Raw genomic sequence first — 23,752 nt, forward strand, 5'->3', positions numbered from 1 at the left:
CAACACAGCTTGATCATGCTGACATCAGCAGCTTTTGAAAAGGGGGACAAGTATGCACACCACACCAATAGATATCGAACTCGACCTGATGGGCCTGGACAGTCCATTGCCCATGCTGAAAACCATCGAAAAACTGGAGGAGTTGTTGCCCGGTCAGGTGTTGTCCGTGAAAACGACCTCTGCGGGCAGCGAACAGAATATCCGCAACGTGATTAATCATCACCCGGTCAAGTTGTTGTCTGTGCACAAAGAAGGCGGTGTCTTTCACTTTTTGATCCAGAAAGAAACCACTCTGGCGGCTGACTAGTCACTGAGCGGGTGTGGCCTTGGGCTCCGGCCTTCGGCTGACCCGCTCCAACACACTGCGCGCGCCGTGTGTTTAATGATCTGTATTGGTTTTCTTAGGAGGTAACAAGAACTTGCCTGGCTGGCGATACAGTGCACTTAACAATTCTAGCCAAAAAGCCTTCCAGTGGCGATAGCGCACTTTTCGTGACTTCATTGCAACGTAGATTGCCAGGCCGAAACTGGTAATGAGGTTGATGGTGCCGACCAGGGCAATCCCCAGAATGGTGGTGCCCACAATGTATTGGCTGACCTGAAAATCAAGCGCCGGGAACGAGTAACCGGCAAAAGCCGCAACAAAGGTCACGTGACGGATGTCGAGCGGCAATCCCAGCATGACCCCCAGCCCTGAGGCAAATCCCAACAGGCAACCAAAGTAAAAATTCCCCGCCAGTGCGCCCAGGTTATGACGGATATAGTCGGTAATGCGCCCCAGACGTTCTTTGCCCAGCAAGGACTGCAACCAGCCCAAATGTTGCAGGCGTTCTGGAATCCGGTTGTAGGCGGCCAGGTTGTCGTGGTAGCCGGCAATCAGACCTGACAAAAACAAACATACCCCGGCGACTGCCGCATAAAGTGCGGTCAGGCTGATCAGCGGGTTATTGTTGTCCAGCAGGCTATGTGCTTTTTCGCTGCCAATAAAGTGATGGCCAGTGCTTTGCATAAACAGCCAGTCAATCAGTATGGCCACCGGAATCACCACCACCACGTTGCCTAAAATCGCAATCGTCTGGCTGCTCGTGGTTTGTGCCACAATATTGATCAGATTGTGTATGTTTTTACTGTCATGGCCATGGTCATCTATGGTTGAAGCAATGGTCGCAGCGGTCATCGCCGGCTGCTTGGTGGCCACCGTGAAGTGCAACAGGTGAATGATGACAAAGCCCAGGCCATAATTGAGGCTAAACAAAATGGCCTCGGTCAGCGGTGGCAGGTGATAGCTGGCAATCATGATTTTAAACATCGCCATAAAGGCAATGATGAGGCCCGCGCCCATGGCTGAGCCCATGAGCTTGAAATATTCACCGCGATGTTGCGCAATGTAATGCTCGCCGGTATGGCTGGCATTTTCAGTGACGCGCAAGGCCAGCAATTCCGTATTTTGGCGCCAGTAATCCGACAGGTTGTTTTTCTTGCATTCGGCATCCACCAGCTGTTTCAGCAAGCTGGTGATTGCCTGGCTCACATCATGCTTGAGAATGAGCCCATGCAGAATGTCTACCACCAGTTGCATGCGCTGAATCTGTTGCAAAATTCTTTGCATCAGCGCCGTCAGCGAGATGCTGGTCCCGGTTTTGGCATTCGCCTTGCGGATTTCATAGGTCAGTTGCTCGCAACGCTTGAGCACACTGTAGAGATGTTGCACATCTTCAGCTTGGATGCTACCCAGCGCCAAAAACTTTTGAATTTCAATATTTTGCGTGATAAAGGGCGAGCTGTTTGATTCGAGATCTTCATGCTGCAAAATCAGCTCGGGATCCAAGCCAGATGCCGAGAGCCTGAAAGACAGCACTTGCAGGGCATCCTTGAGCTCCTGGATGCAGTTTTGCTGCAATTGCCAGTCGCCTCGGCTGATGTCCAATGTCTGCATAAAGTCTCGCCAGACCTGGTCGGGCATGCCGGTGACCCAGTCAGCATCATCGTTTTGATGAAAAATCTGGCCAAACACATCCTTGAGATATTTAGGGTCGGGTACGTCTGGCAGGATTTTATGCGAAAGCCGACGATAAATTTCGGTAAAAAAGCCGAGGTCTGATTGAATGCCGTGGTCTGAATACAGCGATATCACGCTCTTTTCATTGAGCAGTCTCAGCACGCTGTTGCGCAATAACAAGGCAAACTGTGGATGCTGTTGCAGCAGGAAGCACAAGGCCTGCAAGGCATTGCTCGCACTTTCAATATCCGAGGAGTCCTTGGGCCGGATATTGTCGAACAACGCTCGAATAAACTGAATATCGTCAATATCACCGGCCGCTTCGCGTGCGGCCTGGTGGTCAAAAATCGGTTGAAACATGTAAAGCGCTTTCTTGGATGCTTGATTTGGCAAGGATAACACGCCAAACGTTTAGAGTTGGGCCTCTAGCGAGAGGGGCTCACTTTGACGTTCCATCTCTAACTTAACTGCTTTGCCTCGGTATTTGCGTACGAGAGTGGAGAGCGTGGCTGCATCTTCTACTTTTTCCTGGTTGATGCTGAGTAGCTGGTCGCCGCGTTGCATGCCTGCTTTTTCGGCAGACGAGCCATGAATCACGGCAATCACGCGCACGCCGGGGGTAGGCAGGCGTTCGCCCTCACCACCAGATTGTTTTTGCACCAGTTTGATCACATGGATGCCTAGTAAAGGAGGCGGCAGTTTTGCCCAGAAACTTGCGTAATAGCGATATTTGCCCGGGCTGGCAGCCATGTCTTTTTCAGTCAGCGACTGACCTTTTTTCACGGCTTCCTTGATCATCTCCATCTTGGAGGCTGGCGAAGTGTTGCCCGCTTTTTTTACATAGACCAGAATGCTGTCGGCTTGGAGGCTACGGCCATGGTCTAGTGCCAGTTCTGGCGGGACTTCCCCAGCTTCAAAACTGCTAAAGCCCATCAAGTCATAACCATCTTCGAGCATTCTGATGTTGTCGTCATCCCGGCGCACGCCACTGAGCAACTGCGGCTCAGGATTGGCTTGCAAGGAGTGCAGGTTCCCCTGGTTTTGTGCCTGGTAATGTGTGACGTAGGGGTTTTCTTCGGCAGAGACGCGTTGACTCGTGAGCATACAGGCGAGGGCCAAACACATGGACAACCACATGAGCCCGCCTAGGATGAGCGGACGTTTTAAGGGGGGGGAATGCCTGCTTGCATGCGCTTGGTTCATCTCGTTCTCCATGATCGATTGTCACATTGTAATGTTATGATGTATTGGTACATTAACACAGACCAACTTCTGATAGACCACGTTATGCAACAACAATTCACGCGTGTTGGACTTGTTTCCATCAGTGATCGCGCTTCACAGGGCATTTATGAGGATAAGGGCATTCCATCGCTGACTGCGTGGTTGCAACAGGCGCTCACTTCGCCTTACCACGTCATCCCCCGGCTGATTGCCGATGAGCAGGCCACCATTGCCGAGACGCTCAGGCAATTGGTGGATGAAGAGGCCTGCCATCTGATTTTGACTACCGGTGGCACGGGTCCGGCCTTGCGCGATGTCACACCTGAAGCTACCTTATCGGTCGCTGATCGTGAGATGCCGGGCTTTGGCGAACAAATGCGCCAGATCAGTCTGAGGTTTGTGCCTACGGCGATTTTGTCGCGGCAAGTGGCAGTGATCCGTAAGCAATGCCTGATTATCAATTTGCCCGGGCAGCCAAAGTCTATACAGGAAACGCTGGAAGGCCTCAAAGATGGCGAAGGTAAAACGGTAGTGCCGGGCATCTTTGCGGCGGTGCCATATTGCCTGGACTTGCTGGCAACCCCTGATGCGCCCATGCCTTATCTGGAAACAGATGCACGCGTGGTTCAGGCGTTCCGGCCCAAGTCGGCGCTCAAGCCCCAGGCTTGATCTCTTCATCTTCATTCAGGATACCCATGCGTTTTTCTCTGATTGCCAAAATCATCTTTATTGCCTGCTTGGCACTACTGACTTACCTGTTGCTGATAGAAATGGCGCCTGCCGAGCAGCGCTTTCCTTATCTGGACAAGATACAGCACATCGTCGCGTTTGGCGGTGTCACTTTTTGGGCAGGATTGGCCTATCCGGCCCGGCAACAATGGCTGATGCTCGGCTTGTTGATTTATGGAGGTCTCATGGAGGTGCTACAGGGGCTGCTCACCGTGACCCGTCAGCCCAGCGTCTATGACTGGCTGGCTGATAGCGTGGGTATCTTGCTGGCATGGGGCGTTGTCATCTTGTGTCTACGCTGGTGGCAGCATCGCCGTGGCTGAATTTGATCTAATTGCCCAATATTTCACCAGGCAAGCAGCGGTTGATCTGGGGGTAGGGGATGACGCTGCGCTGGTTAGCGTGCGTCCAGGCTATCAATTGGCGGTTTCGGCCGATATGTCGGTTTCAGGCACACATTTTTTTGCCGAGGCACAGCCCTTTGCCATTGGCTGGAAGTCGATGGCAGTGAATATCAGTGATATGGCGGCGATGGGAGCCGAGCCTAAATGGGCCACGCTGTCCATCGCATTGCCCGGGGTGGATCATCCGTGGTTACGCCAATTCAGTGACGGCCTATTTGCCTGTGCGGATGCCTTTGAGGTTGCCTTGATCGGCGGCGATACCACCCGCGGCCCACTCAATATCGCCATTAACATCCTGGGTGAAGTGCCTCGTGGCCAGGCCTTGCAACGTAATGGCGCCAGGGCGGGGGAGGATATCTGGGTCAGTGGTTGTTTAGGGCAGGCGGCACTATGGCTACAAAACCGTTTAGGGCATCTGCCTCTGCATGCCGATGATATTGCGATGCTCGCCACTGCCATGCATCATCCGCAGCCAAGAGTGCGTCTGGGCTTGGCCTTGCGTGGCATGGCAAGCGCTGCACTCGATATTTCGGATGGTTTGCTGGCCGATTTGGACCATATTTTGCAGGCCTCCAGGGTTGGCGCTGAACTGGATTGGCGCGCGTTGCCGTTGCCACGACTGCAAACGCCAATAGAAGAAGAGACAATGCAGAAAGCCGTGCTGGCAGGCGGGGATGATTATGAATTATGTTTTACTGCCGCTCCCCAGCACCGGGAGGCGCTGCTGGCCCTGTCGCAGCAATTGAATCTGCCGCTGAGTCGCATTGGTAAAACCACTGCGAGCCCTGGTTTAACCGTGATGAACGGCAACGTGGCTCTGGATATTGCAAAGAAAGGATATCAGCATTTTGGCTAAGCATAGTCAGTCATCGTTACCGAGTTGGCGGCTGCTGTGGTCACACCCGCTGCATTGTCTGAGTTTGGGTCTGGGCACGGGTTTGTCACCCAAAGCACCTGGTACCGTGGGCACGCTGCTGGGCTTTCCCTTGTACTGGCTGTTGATGCATTTACCTTTAACCCAGCAATGGCTTGCTTTGGCCGCACTTTTCTTGCTGGGCGTCTGGTGCTGCGCGTTTACCGGACGTGCGCTCGGGGTCAGTGACCACGGTGCGATTGTCTGGGATGAAGTTGTGGCTATGGCTGCGGTTTTGGTCACAGTCCCCTCGGGGTTCGGCTGGGGAGCGGCTGCATTTGCACTGTTTCGACTGTTTGATATCTGGAAGCCGTTTCCGATCAGCTGGGTGGATCAGCGCGTGAAAGGCGGCCTGGGGGTCATGCTGGATGATGTGCTGGCCGCGTTCATGGCAATAGTGGTACTGCAATGGTTAAAAGGGATAATGTAATGCCATCCCTGCTGGAACTCAGCGCAAGCCTGGGGCCTGCCTTGCAGGCCAGAGGGTGGCAATTGGCGCTGGCCGAGTCTTGTACTGGTGGCCTGATTGCACAATCGATAACGGCAATTGCCGGAAGCTCAGCCTGGTTTGACCGCGGTTTTGTTACCTACAGCAACGCTGCCAAAACCGACATGTTGGGCGTCCCGGCTGAATTGATAGACGAACATGGTGCTGTCAGCGAAGCGGTGGCACAGGCCATGGCCGTCGGCGCGTTAGAACACAGTTTGGCCAATATCAGTGGTGCGGTAACTGGCATTGCCGGGCCGGGCGGTGGGTCTGCTTACAAGCCGGTGGGGATGGTATGTTTTGCCTGGGGCACCCGGCAACCGGGACCGCCTCATGTGCTGGTGCACACCCAGTATTTTACCGGCGATCGCCAGCAGATACGTGAACAGGCCGCCAGTTATCTATTGACGGCCCTGTTACGTAGCGTGACGTCAGAACTGTGATCAATTAATCGTCGTGGTGGTGATGGTGGTGGTGACCACGTCCCCATCCGCCACCATAGTAGTTGCGCGGGCCATAGTTGTAACCGCCGTAGCCACCATTGCCATAAGAGAACTGAATAAACCCGGGACCTGGTGGCGGTACTGGTGCGGAATAGGTCACTGCAGGGGGGCTGTAGTAGTAACGGCTTTGTGGATGTGGGTAAATGACCACTGGCGGCGGTGCATAAACTACGGCAGGCGGCGCGTAGTAAGCGGGTGGGTAAGGGTTGCCTACCACCACGCCCACCGACCAGTTATCTTGTGCTTGCGCGCTGACTGCCGCGATACTCGCCAGCGCCAACGTCAGAATCAGTTTAAAGACTTTCATAAATGCTCCTCTAGCGGAAAACAAATGCATGCTCCCTGATCTATTTAACGCAGTTGCCGGGCCGCGGTTGACAGCACCATTCACGCATGCAGCTACGCAATTGCCTCAGGCCAGAATGGCTGGGCATTTATTCATGGCAACGCCATTTCACTGATGGTCGATTTATGAAATAATTAGAGGTTATTGTTTGGATTATATCGCGTTTGTGCAAGCAACGCATTTTATCGCTAAAAGAAGGTAATCAGCATGGATGACAACAAAAGCAAAGCGCTCGCCGCCGCACTCTCTCAAATTGAAAAGCAGTTCGGCAAAGGTTCCATTATGCGCATGGGCGATGCTGATATCGGCGAAGACCTGCAAGTCGTTTCCACCGGTTCATTGGGTCTGGATATCGCACTCGGCGTAGGCGGATTGCCACGCGGCCGCATTGTGGAGATTTATGGCCCGGAGTCTTCCGGTAAAACCACCTTGACCCTGCAAGTGATTGCCGAAATGCAAAAATTAGGCGGCACCGCTGCTTTTATTGATGCGGAGCATGCGCTAGACCCGCAATACGCCTCTAAATTAGGCGTGAATGTCCCTGATTTGCTGATTTCGCAACCCGATACTGGCGAACAAGCCTTGGAAATTGCCGACATGCTGGTACGTTCCGGCTCAGTGGATATTGTAGTGGTCGACTCGGTGGCAGCGTTGACGCCACGCGCTGAGATTGAAGGTGAAATGGGCGACAGCCACATGGGCTTGCAGGCGCGCTTGATGTCACAAGCCTTGCGTAAACTCACCGGCAATATCAAACGTACCAATACGCTGGTTATCTTCATTAACCAGATTCGGATGAAAATTGGTGTCATGTTTGGCAACCCGGAAACGACCACCGGCGGTAACGCGCTTAAATTCTACGCCTCTGTGCGACTGGATATCCGCCGCACAGGCGCGATCAAGAAAGGTGACGAAGTCATTGGCTCCGAAACCAAAGTCAAAGTGATTAAAAACAAAGTCGCGCCACCATTTAAACAAGCCGAGTTTGACATTATGTATGGCGAAGGCATCTCGCGGTTGGGTGAGATTATTGAGTTGGGCGTCAATCTGAAAATGGTGGAAAAAGCCGGTGCATGGTTTAGCTATAACGGCGAAAAAATCGGCCAAGGCAAAGAAAACGCCAAAGAGTTCTTGCGTGAGCATCCAGAAATCGCAGCGGAAATTGAAGCGAAAATTCGCGCCAATGCCAAAGTGCTGGCAGATATTCTGCCTTCAGCGCGCGGCGAGGATGATTAAGGTTTTTGCGAGCCTGAGTGAGGCGCGCTTTTGACGTTTGGTTTTTCTCTTTGAGCGCTGTACGCACTGTGGCCTAAAATTCAATGGCTAATCTGGAAAAAACCTTACGCCAACGCGCTTTAGAATACTTGGCCAAGCGTGAGTATTCATACACGGAGTTGGGGCAAAAGCTAAAGGCCTATGCCGAAGAAGCGGACGACCTCCCGGTTTTGTTGGATGATTTTAAACAGCGCGGCTGGTTGAGTGACGCCAGATTCACCGAGCAATTGGTCCATGCCCGTAAAGCCAAATTTGGCAGTGCGCGTGTCGCCAACGAGCTACGTGAAAAAGGGGTAGACGATACCTTGATAGCAGAAGCCGTTGCAGGCTTGCAGGACAATGAGGTTGAACGCGCCAGCGAAGTCTGGCGCAAAAAATTTAAAGCGGCCCCGACAACACGCGAGGAATGGGCAAAACAGGCCCGCTTCTTACAGAGTCGGGGTTTTACGTTTGATGTAATTAAACACATTTTGAATAGACACGCAGAAGATGACAGTTAAGTACGGGCAAAAACCTTCCAGCAAACAAATCCGCCAGGCGTTCCTGGATTTCTTTGCTTCCAAAGGCCACCAAGTGGTAGCTTCCAGTTCACTGGTGCCGCATGGTGACCCCACCTTGCTGTTTACCAACGCAGGCATGAACCAGTTTAAAGATGTGTTCCTCGGCTTTGACAAGCGTGCCTATACGCGTGCGGCGACCGCACAAAAATGTGTACGCGCCGGTGGTAAGCATAACGATCTTGAGAATGTGGGCTATACCGCGCGTCACCATACCTTTTTCGAGATGCTGGGTAACTTCAGTTTTGGGGATTACTTCAAGCGCGATGCCATTACCTTTGCCTGGGAGCTGTTGACTGAAGTCTACGCTTTACCCAAAGAACGCCTGATGGTCACCGTGTATGCGGAGGATGATGAAGCCTACGATATCTGGAACAAAGAGGTGGGCGTCCCTGCTGACAAGATTGTCCGTATTGGGGACAACAAAGGTGCGCGTTATGCCTCAGATAACTTTTGGATGATGGGCGACACCGGTCCTTGCGGCCCCTGTACAGAAATTTTCTATGACCACGGTGCGCATATTCCAGGCGGCCCTCCAGGCTCGCCCGATGAAGATGGTGATCGCTTTATTGAAATCTGGAATAACGTGTTCATGCAGTTCAACCGCGACGAAGCGGGCGTCATGCATCCGTTGCCTAAGCCATCGGTCGATACCGGAATGGGCTTGGAGCGTATTTCTGCGGTACTGCAAGGCGTGCATGCCAACTACGAAATTGATCTATTCCAGGCGTTGATTAAAGCCGCCGCGAGAGAAACAATTTCTGGCGATATGAATAATCCGAGTCTGAAAGTCTTGGCTGATCATATTCGAGCCTGCTCGTTCTTGATATCTGATGGTGTTATCCCTGGTAACGAAGGGCGTGGCTATGTATTGCGTCGTATCATTCGCAGAGCCATTCGACATGGATATAAGTTGTCTGCGCGGCAACCATTCTTTTATAAAATGGTTCCTGATTTGGTTAATGAGATGGGCGAAGCTTATCCAGAGTTAAAAACAAATCAGAACCGAGTAATGGATATCCTCAAACAAGAGGAAGAAAGATTCTTTGAAACTATCGAGAATGGTATGAATATTCTCGAAAGTAGCTTAGAAGACTCTTTGATTGCTTATCACAAGTCAGGAGAAAAGGTTCCTAGAGTATTGAGTGGTGAGTTAGCCTTCAAACTGCACGATACCTTTGGTTTCCCGCTGGACCTCACCGCCGACATCTGCCGCGAACGTGGCGTGACGGTGGATACCGCTGGCTTTGATGCGGCCATGGCGCGCCAAAAAGAACAAGCACGTGCGGCGGGCAAGTTCAAAATGGCGCTCAATCTTGAATATGACGGCGCTGCGACCACATTCCACGGTTATGACGAGCTGGAAACCGCTGCCAAAGTCCTGGCGTTATATAAAGATGGCAGTGCTGTACAAACACTGAATGAAGGTGACCTCGGCGTGGTTGTGCTTGACCATACACCGTTCTATGCTGAATCCGGTGGCCAGATTGGCGATAGCGGAGAGCTCAAGTCTGCCAACGGTATTTTTGCCGTAGAAGATACACAAAAAATTCAGGCAGCCGTGTTCGGCCATCATGGCGTACTCAAAACCGGGTCTTTGTCTGTGGGAGATGCGTTGGCGGCTAAAGTCAATCTGCAGGCGCGCGCCAGCACCATGCGTAATCACTCGGCAACGCATCTGATGCATAAGGCCTTGCGTGAAGTGCTGGGTGAGCATGTGCAGCAAAAAGGCAGCCTGGTCGATACGGAAAAAACCCGTTTTGACTTTGTGCATAATGCGCCGATGACTGATGCCGAGATTGACAGGGTAGAAGCGTTGGTCAATGCCGAGATTTTGGCCAATGCGGCGACACAAGCGCGCTTGATGGATATTGAGTCTGCGCAAAAAACGGGCGCCATGATGCTGTTTGGCGAGAAATATGGCGATGAAGTACGCGTGCTGGATATCGGATCTTCGCGCGAGTTGTGTGGCGGTACCCATGTCAGCCGCACTGGCGATATTGGACTGTTTAAAATTACCTCCGAGAGTGGCGTGGCGGCAGGCGTACGCCGTGTCGAAGCCACCACGGGCGAGGGCGCGTTGAAGCTGGTGCAATCCCAGCAAGCGCTGATTAATCAGGTGGCAGGTGAGCTCAAAGCCCCTGCGCATGAAGTCCCAGCCAAAATTGCGCAAGTGATGGATCACGTCAAGTCGCTCGAAAAAGAGTTGGCGCGCTTGAAGTCCAAACTCGCCTCTTCACAAGGCGACGATCTGGCGACGCAAGCCCTGGAAGTCAATGGCGTTAAAGTATTGGCTGCTGCCTTGGACGGTGCAGATGCTAATGCCTTGCGCGAGACCATGGATAAACTCAAGGATAAACTCAAATCTGCCGTCATTGTTTTGGCGAGCGTGGCAGAGGGCAAGGTCAGTCTGGCTGCGGGCGTGACTGCTGACTTGACTGGCAAAGTCAAGGCGGGCGAGCTGGTGAATCATGTTGCAGGCCAGGTGGGTGGTAAGGGCGGTGGCAAGCCAGACATGGCGATGGCTGGCGGCACTGAGCCCGCAAATCTGCCGCAGGCACTGGCGAGTGTCAAAGCCTGGGCAGAAGCTAAACTAAATTAACTCAATTGATTAACAGAGCAAAATAATGGCATTAATCGTACAAAAATATGGTGGCACCTCAGTCGCCAATCCCGAGCGTATCCGCAATGTGGCGCGTCGTGTGGCACGTTACAAGGCCATGGGCCATCAAGTGGTGGTCGTGGTGTCAGCCATGTCAGGTGAAACCAATCGCCTGATTTCACTGGCCAAGGAAATCATGCCGGATCCAGATCCGCGTGAGCTGGATGTGATGGTGTCTACCGGTGAGCAGGTCACCATAGGTATGACCGCTCTGGCACTGATGGAGCTTGGCATCAAGGCCAAGAGCTATACCGGCACCCAGGTGAAAATCCTCACGGATGATGCGTTTACCAAAGCGCGTATTCTGGACATTGACCAGCATAACCTGAAACAAGACCTCGATGACGGCTATGTCTGTGTGGTCGCCGGTTTTCAGGGCGTGGATGCCCATGGCAATATCACCACGCTGGGCCGTGGCGGCTCCGATACGACAGGTGTAGCGTTGGCAGCAGCGCTCAAGGCCGATGAATGCCAGATTTATACCGATGTGGATGGTGTGTATACCACTGACCCGCGTGTGGTGCCAGAAGCGCGCCGGCTGGAAAAAATCACCTTTGAAGAAATGCTCGAACTGGCCTCGCAAGGCTCCAAAGTACTGCAAATCCGCTCGGTTGAGTTTGCTGGCAAATACAAGGTTAAGTTACGTGTGCTCTCCAGCTTTGAAGAAGAGGGTGACGGCACGCTGATTACATTCGAAGAAAATGAGGAAAACATGGAAGATCCAATTATCTCCGGCATCGCTTTTAACCGCGATGAGGCGAAAATTACCGTAGCAGGCGTGCCTGACAAGCCAGGGATTGCTTATCAGATTCTTGGTCCTGTCGCCGATGCCAACATTGATGTGGATATGATTATCCAGAACGTGGGCGCAGACGGCACGACAGACTTCACGTTTACCGTACACAAAAACGAAATGAACAAGGCGCTGACAATTCTGCGCGATAAGGTTCAAGGCCATATCCAGGCACGTGAAGTGACTGGCGATGACAAGATTGCAAAAGTGTCTGTAGTCGGTGTGGGCATGCGTTCGCATGTGGGTATCGCCAGCCAGATGTTCCGCACATTGGCCGAAGAGGGCATCAATATTCAAATGATCTCTACCAGTGAAATCAAGATCGCAGTGGTGATCGAAGAGAAGTATATGGAACTGGCTGTGCGCGTGTTACATAAGGCGTTTGGCCTGGAAAACGCATAATCGCAAACGCACGAATAAAGAAATAAAACATTCTTCTTTTTTGCGTTGATTTTTGAAGGGTTTTCACGTAGTATGGCGGCCTTCAATGCAGTAGCAATACTGCAAAGAAAACAGCATCAGCTGTGTTGGTATTATTAAGGCGTCATTGTTTTAATAAGGTGAGCTGGCCGAGTGGTCGAAGGCACTTCCCTGCTAAGGAAGCATACGGGCTTAAACCTGTATCGAGGGTTCGAATCCCTCGCTCACCGCCAAATACCTGGGTTTAACGATTCAAGGGTTTGGTAAATTAGGGTGTCATCGTTACTTGGACCCCTCCACAAAGCTGAAACTTATGTTATAATGCTGTTTTTGTTGCAAAGCAACAAACCTTGGCGCCCGTAGCTCAGTTGGATAGAGTATTTGGCTACGAACCAAAGGGTCGGGCGTTCGAATCGCTCCGGGCGCGCCAAAAATAAAAGCCTTGTTTCTTTCCGAGAAACAGGGCTTTTTTCTTTTAGTGATCCCCGTCCAACATTACATTTCTTAAAGCTCATCAGTGCGTTGATACATCGCTGATACGCGCTGAACATAGCGATGATGTTGGCGGTATGATATGCTTCAGCTTTTCATTTAATTGGTGTTTCAGTGTCTCTTCAGGCTTGTTTGGCGCGGATTACAGGCGATATGCAGCAGGTGGATGCCGTTATTCGCCAGTCTTTGTCATCCCAAGTTCCGCTGATTAATCAAATTTCGGAATACATCATTCATAGTGGTGGCAAACGCTTGCGTCCGACATTGGTGTTGATGGCCGCTGATCTGGCCGGGCGTGTAACACCGGACCACCATGCTCTGGCTGCCATTGTCGAATTTATTCATACAGCCACTTTATTGCATGATGATGTGGTTGATGCTTCCGAACTGCGTCGAGGCAAATCTACCGCCAATCATGTGTATGGCAATCCTGCCAGTGTGCTGGTCGGCGATTTTCTATATTCACGTTCCTTTCAGATGATGGTCAGGCTGCAAAACATGCGTGTGATGGAAATCCTGGCCGATGCCACCAATGTGATTTCCGAAGGCGAAGTGCTACAGCTGCTCAATGTGCGCAATATCGGCGTTAGCGAGCAGGATTACTTGCAGGTCATCCACTTTAAAACTGCCAAGCTGTTTGAAGCGGCGACCCGTCTGGGAGCGGTGCAGTGTCAGGCCAGCGTCGCGCAAGAAGAGGGGCTGGCCAAGTATGGCATGCACTTGGGCACGGCCTTTCAGCTCATAGATGATGTGCTGGATTTAACCGGTGACAGTGAAAAAATAGGCAAAACCCTGGGCAATGATCTGGCCGAGGGAAAAGTGACCTTACCGATGTTGTATGCCATCCAGCAAGCGCCAACCGCGCAAGCGGACTTGGTCAAGCAGGCCTTGTTAGAAGGGCAGGTCACGCAGCTAGATGCCGTGCTGGAGATTTTGCATGCCGTGAAGGCATTTGATTATGTGCGCGCCGTGGCGCAAAAAGAAGCAGAACAGGCCTGTGAAGCACTGGCCATTTTTGAACTGACGCCCGCCAAACAGGCTTTGCTGGATTTGGCCCAGTTTTCGGTCAACCGGCAACATTAAGGTGTCGCCTGCTTGTACGCAGGCGACAACACCTAAAAGATACCGGCTGAACCAAACACCGGGTTAATTCAGGGCGATAGGCTCGCCACTCATGTGGTAGTAGCTGAGTCGCGCGCAGTCGTTGGTTGCATGGGTCAATGCGCCATCAAACAAGGATTTTCCGTTGACATCGACGACGGCATAGCCGTTGTGATACAAGGTCACCTCTGCCTGCAGGTCGCTCTCTGCTGACGCCATCGCTTTTTGCAAACGATCATGATTCGAAGAGCGCATCGCAAAGCTTACGCAGTTTTCCTCTTCTTCTTCACTGTAGACTTCCCAGTGTGATTGTCCGGTCAGTTTGGTGAGCCATCCAGGTAAATCGACTTCTACTCGACAAATCACTGGCTCATCCCAGGCAGGATGCTCAACCTCGTTCAACTCAACTTCGGTTGGCGATGTAAATTTGATTTGATCAGACATAGGCAACTTCCTTCTATAGATAACAGATGCCACTTCACACAGACGCAAACCACTCAAGTTGCTGTGTCATGACCATCTTACACATAAATGGTGACTTGCAAACAGTTTTCAAGCCAGAAGAATGCGCTTTTAAAGCAGTTTTGCACTTTGTCAGCCTTGCCTATGGGCATCAACGATGAGATGATGCAGCAACCTTATCTTTGTTATCGGCATCATGCACGAAATCCTTGAACCTGTTTTAAGTCTGCTGCGCACGCAGCCTCATGCCCTGCAAGCCGCCTGTCTGGTCTTTGGTTTGCTAGTTGGCAGCTTTCTCAATGTAGTGATTCATCGTCTGCCCAAAATGATGGAGCGTGAATGGCAGGCAAGCTGTCTCGATTTGCAGGGGCAAGAGGTGCCTGATCAACCCAAATACAATCTTGTGGTGCCGCGTTCGACCTGCCCGCATTGCGGACACCAGATTACGGCACTTGAGAATATCCCTGTGATCAGCTATCTATTCTTACGCGGACGCTGTAAATCCTGTCATGCGCCGATTTCAATGCGTTATCCATTGGTTGAATTGCTGACCGGCGGTCTGTCGGTTGCGGTGGCTGTGCAATATGGCTATAGCTATTTGACCTTGTTTGCACTTGCATTTGTATTTGCGCTGGTCGCATTGACCTTTATTGATTTTGATACACAACTGTTGCCCGATGACATTACCTTGCCGCTGTTGTGGCTGGGGCTGTTGCTTAACCTTAAAGATGGGTTTACCGATCTCTCGTCAGCCGTGATCGGTGCCATGGCGGGTTATCTGGTGTTATGGGCGGTCTACTGGCTGTTTAAGCTCGTGACAGGCAAGGAGGGCATGGGGTACGGTGATTTCAAGCTGCTGGCTGCGATCGGTGCCTGGTTCGGCTGGCAACTGCTGCCCGCGGTCATTTTATTGAGCTCGGTGGTCGGTAGTGTGATCGGCATCGGCTTGATTCTGCTCAAAGGCAAAACCCGACAAACTGCGATTCCTTTTGGTCCTTTTTTAGCCCTGGGCGGCATCGCCGCCCTGTTTTATGGGCAAACTCTGGCCGCTTATTATTTAGTGCCTTAACGGGAGCAGCACATGGCAAAAGTGGTGGCTGTGACCGGCGGTATCGGCAGTGGTAAAAGCGAGGCGTGTGCAGCATTTTCTGCCTTAGGCGTGCCTGTGGTGGATCTGGACCACATTGCGCACGCAATGAGTGAACCCGGCAGTCCGGCCATGCAAGAGGTGAGGGTGGCTTTTGGCGACCACATGTTTGAGGCAGATGGACGTCTCAGCCGGGCAACACTGCGCGCGCAGGTGTTTGAGCACCCAGAAGCCCTCGAACAACTGAATCAGATCATGCACCCGGCGATCCGTGCTGAGGCCGTACAGCAAATTGCCCAGTATGCCAGTCATCCATATGTGATTCTGGCGATCCCATTACTGGTCGAGAGCCGCGAGGATTGGTCCATGATAGATCATGTGCTGGTGATCGATTGCGATGAGCAGACGCAATTGCAGCGGGTCATGCAACGCAGTCAGCTCTCTGCCGAAATGGCACAAGCCATCATGGCGTCGCAAAGTCCGCGAGAGGCGCGGCTGGCGATTGCGGATACCGTGATTGAAAACCAGCTGACACTCGCCGATTTACAGCAAAAAGTGCTGCAATTTCACAAAAATTTCTCTAAAACTTGCCTCTGAGTTAAAAGGGTTTCATAATCAAACTTTTATTGCATACTTTTCAAGTATCAGCTGACAGAAAAGGCTGCCGTGTCGAGCTACGAATTTCCATTTAACGAGCGCATTAGAACCTATCTTCGTCTTGAAGACCTGTTCAACAAGATGCTGCATCACATTGCCATTGGTCACGAGGTCAGTCATCATGTGGCGCTGATTTCCATGCTGCAAGTGTTGGATGTCATTGATCGTGGTGATCTCAAGGTAGATTTGCTGCAAGAGCTGGACCGTCATAAAGTCCAGCTTTCCCTGCTGCAACATAATCCCAATATCGACCAAGAGGCGCTCGAAAGCACCGTAAACAATCTGGACCGTTGCGCAACTACCTTGAGAGCCGATCATCAAAAGCTCGGCCAAACCTTGCGCGACAATGACTGGCTCATGAGCGTCAAGCAGCGGACCAGTATTCCAGGCGGTGTCTGCGAGTTTGACTTGCCCTCATACCGCCACTGGCTCTACCTGAGTGTAGAGCGCCGCAAGCAAGATTTTACGCAATGGTTATCCCGCTTGATGCCGATGTACGAAGCCATCAGCCTGATTATGCAATTGTTGCGTGGCAGTGGCCAGGTGTTATCCCTGGTTGCCCACCATGGCGCCTATCAGCAACAGCTTTCCGGACACAAACCTGCCCAGTTATTGCGCATTGAAATTGACCATGAAGAATGCTTCCCGGAAGTCAGTGCCAACAAATATGCGATCAACATCCGCTTTCAAAAGCTGGACTTTGTGCAACGCCCCAAAGGCTGTGAACAGGATATCCCGTTCAAGATGATCGTCTGCAACTTTACCGGAGCCAGTCACAATTGACGCAAGCAGTAGTCAAACCGCGCAAGGTGGCCTGTCCCGCCTGCGGAGAAACCACCGAGTATTCCCCTAAAAATCCATTCCGGCCTTTTTGTAGCGAACGCTGCAAACTGATGGATCTGGGCGATTGGGCTTCGGAAAAGTTTCGCATCCCCGATAGCACGCCGCCAGACTTATACGAGCCAGAATAATCTGAGACTGGATTTAAGTATGCAAACAAAACACCTCTGCCTGAAATTGCTCGCGAGCTTGTGCCTGTTAGCGTCCTCGGCCTTTGCACATGCAGAAGTCAAACTCACCGATGCCTGGGTGCGCGCCTCCAATCCCGGCCAGTCCGTCGGCGCCGCCTACCTCACGCTCACCAGCCCGCAAGACGTCACTCTGGTCTACATTGAAACCGAGCGTGCAGAGAGCGTAGAAATGCACAGCATGACCATGCAAAACGGTGTCATGAAAATGCGCAGTATGGAAGCGTTGCCTGTCCCGGCGGGCACGCCAGTCAAACTGGCGCCAGGCGGGCTGCATTTGATGCTGTTTGAGTTGTCCAGCCCGTTTAAAGCCGGTGAGCAGGTCAAGTTCAGGCTGTGCTTTAAAGATAAACAAGGCAAGATCACCGATCAGTTTGTCACCATGCCCGTGAAGGCAGCGCCCTAAACATACTTATCTGTGATATGACAGAGTCACCAGCAAAAAAGCCAGCGTTTGCTGGCTTTTTTATAATGGGAACATCGTCAGTAACAAACTGCCAATTCGGGCAGGTGTAAGAATCGTTTATTTTGAAAACGTCCGCAAAAACAACGCCTCCACCTCAGCCCGTGCCCAAGGCGTTCTGCGCAAAAACTTCAGGCTAGATTTAACTGAAGGGTCATTTTTAAAACAGTTGATACTAACCCTTGTCGCCAGCGCCTCCCAGCCGTAATGCGCCACTAATTGCTCAACCACTTCTGCAAGCGTGATACCGTGCAATGGATTGTTCGGTTGTTCTGTGTTCATTTGATAAAAGCCATATCAAGGTCATTCGATAGTTCGATGGTAGCACTTTATATGTTTAAAGCCTCAAGAACCTTATTTTGAATGCAATGGTTGCATCACAGCTTAACTGCCAGCGTTGATAAGCAGCGGGTTGGACCCGCACCGGGCGTACCTGATTAATTCTAGGGGAGCTGAGTACCCGACTAACGAATGAGGCTCGGACGCGCGTCTTTCATCAGGGTCCGGGCCAATCATGCCCAATATGACCGGTTGTAGTACCGCAGTCCTTCACCTTCTCGCTTAACACTGGCTACAGTAAAGGATACTCATGCACTGAAAAACTTAAACACACAAAAACATTGCAGATAGCTATTACTTAAAATGGGGAAGCCCTTGTAGTTTGAATTAAGGGGCGCCGTTAGGCGTCCCGCTTGAATGATGGGTTAGGCTACGTGCATTTTTATATGCAAGAACGCAAATTACTAATGCCAATAAATTAATGTTAGTGCGGCTTGGTGGCGAAACTGAACCCCAACCAAACTTTAGAGATAATGCCCGATAAATGAGAAGAAAAAGCTTGATGAAAAATACTCTGCAATTTGAATGAGGAATAATACGAACCATAGCCAGAAAGCCCAAGTTTTAGCACCTAAGCTATAGTAGCCCGCAACAACACCAATAACACCAAGTACAACAAAAGAGATTGCAGCAAATAGGGGAAGTGGTTGTTTGAACACAAAATTAAGAAGCAATGGTGTGGCTTTGGTAAGGAGGCCGTTTATTAGCGAGAACCAAGCTAAGAACTTTCCACTGCGAGACAAATTTTGATTTGCTTTGAGCATATTTAAGCCTAAACGCCCAAGGTAAGCGGCGCCGGAAGGAGCGCAGCGAGTGGAGGGCACCAACAAAGTCCATGAAAATGGCGAAGCCATGGGCTTTGTTGGCGTCCGCTTGACCGACCAGTTAGGCCAAATTGGTGAAGGCACGGGTTACCTCTCGCGCTGTGGTAAGTCGGGATGGACGATGGATTCGGAGCCTTGCAAGAGGTCGCTATTCTCCGTCTCCGTTCGAGACGTGAAAGGGCCGACACGAGACTCAAGAAAGTCGAACCATTTTCTGCCAAGAGAGTTTATAAATTCCACCAGTTCATCTGATGCTCTATCGCTATACATCGGTACCCATAGCAACTTTGGCTCGTCCGAGCCGCCGATTTCGACATAGCAATTGACCGTTAAATAGATGCAGCAGTCAATAGAGGAATAGGAATGCGTCAGGATGCTTCCTGCCAAGCCGCGAACTAATGCAGGGCTGATGGAGGTGAAGCCATCGTTAACTAGCAACAGTGTGCCTGATTGTGAACTTATCCTAAAGTGCTCCTTGGTTTCGCGAATTTGCTTGTTTGCCTTCTTAAGGATTCTTTGCAGAGGCGGACGAAAGATACGTACAAATTCGCTGTGAAACCACTCTGGATAACCGCCATCACCTCCAAAGAGCGCGGGTTTCCAATCAGGTTGCTCGGCAACTAGCCGCTGCATCAAAAGACTAAATCCCTTTGCAAATGCAGGGGTTGATGAAAACTCCGTTTCAATCTCCTTAAGCTCGGCCACTACCGATTCACTAAGGAAGACAAAGTCAGCGTTTTCGAAGGTTCGTGGGTGAGAAAGTACATCTTCCACCACTGTTCCTCCGATGGAGCGCACAAAGTCTCGCCATGCGTCCTCAACGTGAATAGGCTCATGTGGGCCGCCTTGCCAAAATCCGGGAATTTCTTGATGCATAGGCCTAACGCCCAGGTTAACCGGCGCCGGAGCGCGAAGCGCGCAGGGCACCAACACTGGCCATAAAAATGGCGAAGCCATGGCCAGTGTTGGCGTCCGCGTTGAACCGCCAGTTAGAAATCACCTTGCTCATCTGTATGAGGCCTTAGATCTGCTAACTTTTAGATTGGCCAATCCATTCTCTGTGAGAAGGAGCGAAAGATCGAAGCTTGATACTTCCGACTTTGGGCCTAAAACAATTTCTGAGAAGATGTCGGTTGCGTCGAGGCCTGTGAAATCGTACTCAAAGTAACTGATGAGCTTTCCGCCTGAGGTTCTGTATTTTGGCTTGGAAATGCTGACATGGATCTTGGACTCATTGCTGCCTTCTTTTCCCATAATTATTGGCTTGTGGACTATTCTCCACTCTTTTTCTTCAGCGAAAGCAGGGTTTTTGAAGATGCTTGAAAGCCCTGCTAATTGATATGCGGCTGTTGACATTGCCCGGTGAGCCTGATCGTCTACCTCGGCTCCTTCAAACGCAGGCGCAAGAATTGAGTCAATTAGCTTATTTTGAGCATTCTCGTTGTATACGACCTGATGCAGGGATACGCTATCTTTCTTGCCGTAAGTGAGCATCGGGAGTCGCTCCGAGCCAGGCAGTGCCGTACGCTTAAATCCAATTGCGACGCCAGATCCATTTTGCCCGTACGCACGCCATTGACTAAGTAGATCTGACTCAGATGACAGCGAGCAGATGTATGGAACCCCGGAGTTCGCATGAAGCAATGCCCATATTTCGTCCGGCCTTTCTCTTCCATGCTTTGAAGATAATTCGTTGAGCCGGCTACCGATTTTTCGGTGTGTCCAACTAATTTCTTGATGATCGTTAAGATTGTATGCGCCTGTCAGCCACAACTTTTTGTTCTGAATAATGCTCAAGAATGCATTTAGATCGGTGTAGTGAAACAATGTTTCCATGTGAGTTCTAACGTTTGAGGTAAGCGGGCTGCCGCTTGCGGCAGGTCCGCTTGACAGAAGGGTTAGCCGTTTGCTGCAGCATGCATAGCATTTACCAACTCCTTGGCAAGTTGGACATATTTAATAACCGCATCAGGTGGCGGGGAAAAATCTGTTGAATGCGCTGCTTCATTCCGTAGTGTACGCAGGTCATGAAACAGAGCTACCCAATTTGAGTCCAATGCTTGGACTTTTTGGACGGCACGGATAGCCGAGATGGTGTTCTTAGGCTGTCGTGAAGTTGGCATTGCTTGTGGCAAATCGCGACTTCTCACAAGGTTGAATAGCGCATCCTCCACCTCTACCCACGCACTGACGATTGCACCGCGCGGGTCTGTACTTGCGCGCGCTGCGGCAGCTGGGCTGATGCTTTCCTCCTCAGGTACTCTCGGGATATCTGCTTCGGCATCAACTTCTCGAACATAGTTCTCAAACTCGAACTCAGCATCACCCCACTTACCTTTCTTAAGGCGAGCTAACAGAGCGGCAAATTCTTTCTTGAAAAAGGAGGCGATCAATACCGCTGCAATTGGCCAAGCAAGGTTACCGATGAGCTTGAATATCTCTTCGATAAATCGCATCCAGAGATTGGGCGGTTGATCGTTGTCCTGCGCCTTCGGTGTTGCTACCGGAATGGATTGATTTGCCGTTTGGTTTCCGCAAGTGATCGAAATTTCTTGAACTAATGGTTCTTTGATGCGGACGGTCGGCGGTTTCTTGGGGACGGCTTCTTTACACGTAACTTCCGGCTCGGCTGCCCTTGCGCCAACGCACACAGCCAGAATTAGGGGCATCACAACAAGCTTAGGGATTTTCATATGCGTGGGAAGAAACGGCTAACGTAATGTAGACACCGAAATCGGTGTATAACTCAATATTAACATTTGTTTACTTTTGTTGATTATTCAAATAAATTATTGTTTATCTTAGTTTTTTCTTGGTCAATTTACATGACTGGTTCAGAACTGCAACAGTAAACACACCCGCCGTTAGTTACTAACGTTAATGCGTGAAAAGATACGTATTAATCATCACAGTATTCGTACGGAAACGCAATATTTACAATGGGCAAAGCGGTACATTTTGTTTCATCACAAGCGGCATCCAAAAGGGATGGGTGGCAAAGAAGTTGAAGCTTTTTTATCTCATCTGGCGGTTGAGGGGAATGTTTCTGCCAGTACACAAAATCAGGCACTATCTGCTTTGTTGTTTTGTATCAGGGTGTTCTAGCACTTTGGATGCCATGCCTTGTTAAATATCTATCTTTTTTGCCAAATCGCACGTTGCATGGCAATGCCGCGCGCACCACAGGATTGCGCATGCGATACATGTTCAAAAAGCATCCCACCCAGGGCATACACTGGAATCTCAAGCCCGTTTAACATTTCACCAAATTGCTCCCAGCCTAGTCCAGTTGCTTCAGGGTGACTTTTTGTCGGTAGCACAGGGGAGAGCATTGCAAAGTCTAGTTGTAATGATTGTGCTTGCGCTAACTCTACGCGGTTATGGCAAGAGGCAGCTACTAACAAGTTATCCGGTTTTTGTGTGAGCGCCATCAGGCGCTGGCTATTTAAATGCACGCCGTGGTAGCCGAGTTGTAATGCTTGTTCTGGGCTGCCATTGAGCAGGCAGCGGCAGTCATAAGGCGCACATAGCTGTAATACTTCCTCGCTCAATTTGGCGAGGGCTGCGTCATCAAGCTGCGATTCGCGGATTTGCAGCAATTGCAGGCCTTGGTCGAGCTGCTGCTTTAACGCTTGCAAGAATGCATGTTCACCCATTTCCTGGAGATTGCTGATGGCATACACAGGCGGCAGGCTGAGGGCTTGCATGATGGGCGCATTGGCAGGTAGCACGGGGCTGACGTTGAGTGTGCGTGGATGCTGCCAGGCAAACTGTTGGCCTTCGCGCGCTTGTAATTCGCCTTGCCAGGCATGCACAAAGAAAAAGTGCAGCAACACGGTTTTGGCTTCGGCGTCATGCGTGGCCGGGTAGTCGTAGCGGCGTTTGATCCAGGGTTGAATCTGGGTGGGCGTAATGCCGAGTTCTTCCTGTGATTCACGGATCAGTGCCTGTTCCGGGCTTTCACCAGATTCGATTTTTCCGCCGGGGAATTCCCACCAGCCAGCCCAGCCTTTGCCGTTGGGACGGCTGGCGAGCAAGTATTCGCCATTGGGGCGGATCAGGATAGCGACGGCGACTTGGACGAGTTTTGTCATGGCTCAGGATTTCAGTTGCAGTTTGCCGGCGTAGTCTTTGGCAAACTGATAGGCGACACGGCCGCTGCGGGCACCGCGCGTATGGTAAAACTGCAGGGCGGCATGACGGGCTGTCTCATCCATCGTGATGCCAAAAGTCTGCAGCCAGTGGGCGGCAATATTGAGATATTCGTCCTGGTCAAAACTGTAAAACGAGAGCCATAAACCAAAGCGCTCTGCCAGCGAGGTTTTTTCGTCTATGGTGTCGTTCTGGCGGATTTCGCCGTTATCTACAATCGGTTGATTGTCAGACATATATTCCGGCATCAGGTTTTTGCGGTTAGACGTGGCGTAGACCAGCAGGTTGGACGAGGCGTTTTCAATCGACCCATCGAGGATGACTTTAAGGGCTTTATAGCCGGTGTCGTTGGCTTCAAAGGTGAGGTCATCACAAAAAATAATAAACTTTTCCGGGCGTTGGCGTATCAATTGAGTGATTTGTGGCAAGTCTGTGAGGTCTTGTTTTTCGACTTCTATCAGACGTAAGCCTTGGCTGGCGTAAGCGTTGAGCACGGCCTTTACAAGCGACGATTTACCGGTGCCGCGTGCGCCTGTCAGCAACACGTGGTTGGCGGGCAGGCCTTGTAAAAACTGGCGCGTATTGCGTACCACCTCATTTTTTTGCCGGTCTATAAATCGGATATCGTCCAGCAGAATCTGGTGTGGATACCCGACGGCCTGTAACTGGCCTTGTCCGTTGTGCTTGACCCAGCGCCAGGCCACGGCTTGCCAGTCTGGCTCAGCAGGTGGGGTGGGCAACAGGTGCTCAAGTCTTGTAATCAGTTGGTCGGCGCGCTGTATCAGCTGTTCGATGGCATTCATAGGCGAGGCTGCAAGTGTGAAACGAGGGGGTA

General features: G+C 51.2%; 27 protein-coding genes, 2 tRNA genes and 1 pseudogene. 19 read left to right on the forward strand and 11 right to left on the reverse strand.

The window, feature by feature from the left end:
* The first annotated feature begins 52 nt into the window (after positions 1 to 52).
* A complete protein-coding gene (locus ACT53D_RS01395) occupies positions 53 to 307 on the forward strand; it encodes a sulfurtransferase TusA family protein (RefSeq protein ID WP_194748274.1) in 255 nt (84 codons plus the stop codon).
* Between the two features lie 72 nt (positions 308 to 379).
* Here the strand turns inward: ACT53D_RS01395 and ACT53D_RS01400 are convergent, their stop codons facing one another.
* Both ACT53D_RS01400 and ACT53D_RS01405 read right to left on the reverse strand, forming a co-directional pair.
* Positions 380 to 2,359, reverse strand: coding sequence for a site-specific recombinase (locus tag ACT53D_RS01400; RefSeq protein WP_476154115.1), 1,980 nt, complete (start codon positions 2,357 to 2,359; stop codon positions 380 to 382).
* Positions 2,360 to 2,410: 51 nt separating this feature from the next.
* On the reverse strand, positions 2,411 to 3,136 hold the full coding sequence (locus ACT53D_RS01405; RefSeq protein WP_476154116.1) for a PDZ domain-containing protein: 726 nt from the start codon (positions 3,134 to 3,136) through the stop codon (positions 2,411 to 2,413).
* Positions 3,137 to 3,286: 150 nt separating this feature from the next.
* Here ACT53D_RS01405 and mog point away from each other — a divergent pair, with 150 nt between their 5' ends.
* From mog to ACT53D_RS01430, 5 genes are read left to right on the forward strand one after another with little or no spacing between them, the layout of a single operon-like run.
* Positions 3,287 to 3,892 carry a molybdopterin adenylyltransferase gene (mog, locus tag ACT53D_RS01410; protein ID WP_275355943.1) on the forward strand — a complete coding sequence of 202 codons (606 nt, stop codon included), beginning with the start codon at positions 3,287 to 3,289 and terminating at the stop codon, positions 3,890 to 3,892.
* A gap of 26 nt (positions 3,893 to 3,918) precedes the next feature.
* Positions 3,919 to 4,275, forward strand: coding sequence for a VanZ family protein (locus ACT53D_RS01415; protein ID WP_194748270.1), 357 nt, complete (start codon positions 3,919 to 3,921; stop codon positions 4,273 to 4,275).
* Complete coding sequence (gene thiL / locus ACT53D_RS01420; RefSeq protein WP_379075340.1) at positions 4,268 to 5,212, forward strand: thiamine-phosphate kinase; 945 nt, start codon at positions 4,268 to 4,270, stop codon at positions 5,210 to 5,212. Before ACT53D_RS01415 ends, thiL begins: the two co-directional genes overlap by 8 nt.
* Positions 5,196 to 5,699, forward strand: coding sequence for a phosphatidylglycerophosphatase A family protein (locus ACT53D_RS01425; protein ID WP_379076887.1), 504 nt, complete (start codon positions 5,196 to 5,198; stop codon positions 5,697 to 5,699). The genes thiL and ACT53D_RS01425 overlap by 17 nt, the downstream gene beginning before the upstream one ends.
* Positions 5,699 to 6,199 carry a CinA family protein gene (locus tag ACT53D_RS01430; RefSeq protein WP_476154119.1) on the forward strand — a complete coding sequence of 167 codons (501 nt, stop codon included), beginning with the start codon at positions 5,699 to 5,701 and terminating at the stop codon, positions 6,197 to 6,199. The genes ACT53D_RS01425 and ACT53D_RS01430 overlap by 1 nt, the downstream gene beginning before the upstream one ends.
* 4 nt (positions 6,200 to 6,203) lie before the next feature.
* Here ACT53D_RS01430 and ACT53D_RS01435 read toward each other — a convergent pair whose 3' ends face one another.
* The gene (locus ACT53D_RS01435) at positions 6,204 to 6,566 is read right to left on the reverse strand and encodes a hypothetical protein (RefSeq protein WP_194748267.1); all 363 of its coding nucleotides are present in this window, start codon (positions 6,564 to 6,566) and stop codon (positions 6,204 to 6,206) included.
* A 246-nt stretch (positions 6,567 to 6,812) separates the two neighbouring features.
* On the opposite strand from ACT53D_RS01435, the gene recA reads away from it, so the two are divergent.
* From recA to ACT53D_RS01470, 7 genes are all read left to right on the forward strand, one after another.
* Positions 6,813 to 7,841: a recombinase RecA gene (recA, locus tag ACT53D_RS01440; protein ID WP_275355935.1), complete on the forward strand. Its 1,029-nt coding sequence runs from the start codon at positions 6,813 to 6,815 to the stop codon at positions 7,839 to 7,841.
* 83 nt (positions 7,842 to 7,924) lie between these two features.
* On the forward strand, positions 7,925 to 8,380 hold the full coding sequence (recX, locus tag ACT53D_RS01445; protein WP_476154121.1) for a recombination regulator RecX: 456 nt from the start codon (positions 7,925 to 7,927) through the stop codon (positions 8,378 to 8,380).
* Entirely contained in the window at positions 8,370 to 11,039 is a 2,670-nt protein-coding gene (gene alaS / locus ACT53D_RS01450) for an alanine--tRNA ligase (RefSeq protein WP_476154123.1), read from the forward strand. The genes recX and alaS overlap by 11 nt, the downstream gene beginning before the upstream one ends.
* A 25-nt stretch (positions 11,040 to 11,064) precedes the next feature.
* Positions 11,065 to 12,294 (forward strand): aspartate kinase, encoded by a 1,230-nt coding sequence (locus ACT53D_RS01455; RefSeq protein ID WP_194748263.1) that lies wholly within the window; start codon positions 11,065 to 11,067, stop codon positions 12,292 to 12,294.
* A 157-nt stretch (positions 12,295 to 12,451) separates the two neighbouring features.
* Positions 12,452 to 12,545 (forward strand) — tRNA-Ser (locus ACT53D_RS01460).
* A gap of 120 nt (positions 12,546 to 12,665) precedes the next feature.
* Positions 12,666 to 12,742: transfer RNA gene (locus ACT53D_RS01465), tRNA-Arg, on the forward strand.
* Between the two features lie 215 nt (positions 12,743 to 12,957).
* Entirely contained in the window at positions 12,958 to 13,887 is a 930-nt protein-coding gene (locus tag ACT53D_RS01470) for a polyprenyl synthetase family protein (protein ID WP_313986956.1), read from the forward strand.
* Between the two features lie 63 nt (positions 13,888 to 13,950).
* Here ACT53D_RS01470 and ACT53D_RS01475 read toward each other — a convergent pair whose 3' ends face one another.
* Positions 13,951 to 14,349, reverse strand: coding sequence for a hypothetical protein (locus ACT53D_RS01475; protein ID WP_476154125.1), 399 nt, complete (start codon positions 14,347 to 14,349; stop codon positions 13,951 to 13,953).
* 214 nt (positions 14,350 to 14,563) lie between these two features.
* Between ACT53D_RS01475 and ACT53D_RS01480 the strand changes: the two genes are divergently transcribed.
* From ACT53D_RS01480 to ACT53D_RS01500, 5 genes are all read left to right on the forward strand, one after another.
* On the forward strand, positions 14,564 to 15,436 hold the full coding sequence (locus tag ACT53D_RS01480) for a prepilin peptidase (protein ID WP_476154127.1): 873 nt from the start codon (positions 14,564 to 14,566) through the stop codon (positions 15,434 to 15,436).
* A gap of 12 nt (positions 15,437 to 15,448) precedes the next feature.
* On the forward strand, positions 15,449 to 16,051 hold the full coding sequence (gene coaE, locus ACT53D_RS01485; protein WP_476154129.1) for a dephospho-CoA kinase: 603 nt from the start codon (positions 15,449 to 15,451) through the stop codon (positions 16,049 to 16,051).
* A 69-nt stretch (positions 16,052 to 16,120) separates the two neighbouring features.
* Entirely contained in the window at positions 16,121 to 16,894 is a 774-nt protein-coding gene (gene zapD, locus ACT53D_RS01490; protein WP_275355925.1) for a cell division protein ZapD, read from the forward strand.
* A complete protein-coding gene (locus tag ACT53D_RS01495) occupies positions 16,891 to 17,082 on the forward strand; it encodes a DNA gyrase inhibitor YacG (protein ID WP_194748258.1) in 192 nt (63 codons plus the stop codon). Before zapD ends, ACT53D_RS01495 begins: the two co-directional genes overlap by 4 nt.
* 19 nt (positions 17,083 to 17,101) lie before the next feature.
* Positions 17,102 to 17,545 (forward strand): copper chaperone PCu(A)C, encoded by a 444-nt coding sequence (locus ACT53D_RS01500; RefSeq protein ID WP_476154131.1) that lies wholly within the window; start codon positions 17,102 to 17,104, stop codon positions 17,543 to 17,545.
* A gap of 117 nt (positions 17,546 to 17,662) precedes the next feature.
* On the opposite strand, the gene ACT53D_RS01505 is transcribed toward ACT53D_RS01500, so the two are convergent.
* The 5 genes from ACT53D_RS01505 to ACT53D_RS01525 all read right to left on the reverse strand — a co-directional run bounded on the left by ACT53D_RS01505 (position 17,663) and on the right by ACT53D_RS01525 (position 21,434).
* Positions 17,663 to 17,884, reverse strand: a complete 222-nt coding sequence (locus tag ACT53D_RS01505; RefSeq protein ID WP_476154133.1) for a VF530 family protein — start codon at positions 17,882 to 17,884, stop codon at positions 17,663 to 17,665.
* A gap of 521 nt (positions 17,885 to 18,405) precedes the next feature.
* Positions 18,406 to 18,795 carry a hypothetical protein gene (locus ACT53D_RS01510; protein WP_476154135.1) on the reverse strand — a complete coding sequence of 130 codons (390 nt, stop codon included), beginning with the start codon at positions 18,793 to 18,795 and terminating at the stop codon, positions 18,406 to 18,408.
* Between the two features lie 57 nt (positions 18,796 to 18,852).
* On the reverse strand, positions 18,853 to 19,641 hold the full coding sequence (locus ACT53D_RS01515; RefSeq protein WP_476154137.1) for a hypothetical protein: 789 nt from the start codon (positions 19,639 to 19,641) through the stop codon (positions 18,853 to 18,855).
* A gap of 129 nt (positions 19,642 to 19,770) precedes the next feature.
* Positions 19,771 to 20,601, reverse strand: coding sequence for a DUF2971 domain-containing protein (locus ACT53D_RS01520; RefSeq protein ID WP_476154139.1), 831 nt, complete (start codon positions 20,599 to 20,601; stop codon positions 19,771 to 19,773).
* Positions 20,602 to 20,663: 62 nt separating this feature from the next.
* Positions 20,664 to 21,434, reverse strand: coding sequence for a hypothetical protein (locus ACT53D_RS01525; protein ID WP_476154141.1), 771 nt, complete (start codon positions 21,432 to 21,434; stop codon positions 20,664 to 20,666).
* A gap of 211 nt (positions 21,435 to 21,645) precedes the next feature.
* Here ACT53D_RS01525 and ACT53D_RS01530 point away from each other — a divergent pair.
* Positions 21,646 to 21,861, forward strand: a pseudogene (locus ACT53D_RS01530) (site-specific integrase); the annotation flags it as partial.
* A 38-nt stretch (positions 21,862 to 21,899) separates the two neighbouring features.
* Here the strand turns inward: ACT53D_RS01530 and ACT53D_RS01535 are convergent.
* Positions 21,900 to 22,859 (reverse strand): Nudix family hydrolase, encoded by a 960-nt coding sequence (locus tag ACT53D_RS01535; RefSeq protein WP_476154142.1) that lies wholly within the window; start codon positions 22,857 to 22,859, stop codon positions 21,900 to 21,902.
* A 3-nt stretch (positions 22,860 to 22,862) separates the two neighbouring features.
* Positions 22,863 to 23,720, reverse strand: a complete 858-nt coding sequence (locus ACT53D_RS01540) for an ATP-binding protein (RefSeq protein ID WP_476154144.1) — start codon at positions 23,718 to 23,720, stop codon at positions 22,863 to 22,865.
* Positions 23,721 to 23,752 lie beyond the last annotated feature (32 nt).

The organism is Methylophilus sp. DMC16 (assembly GCF_056314045.1).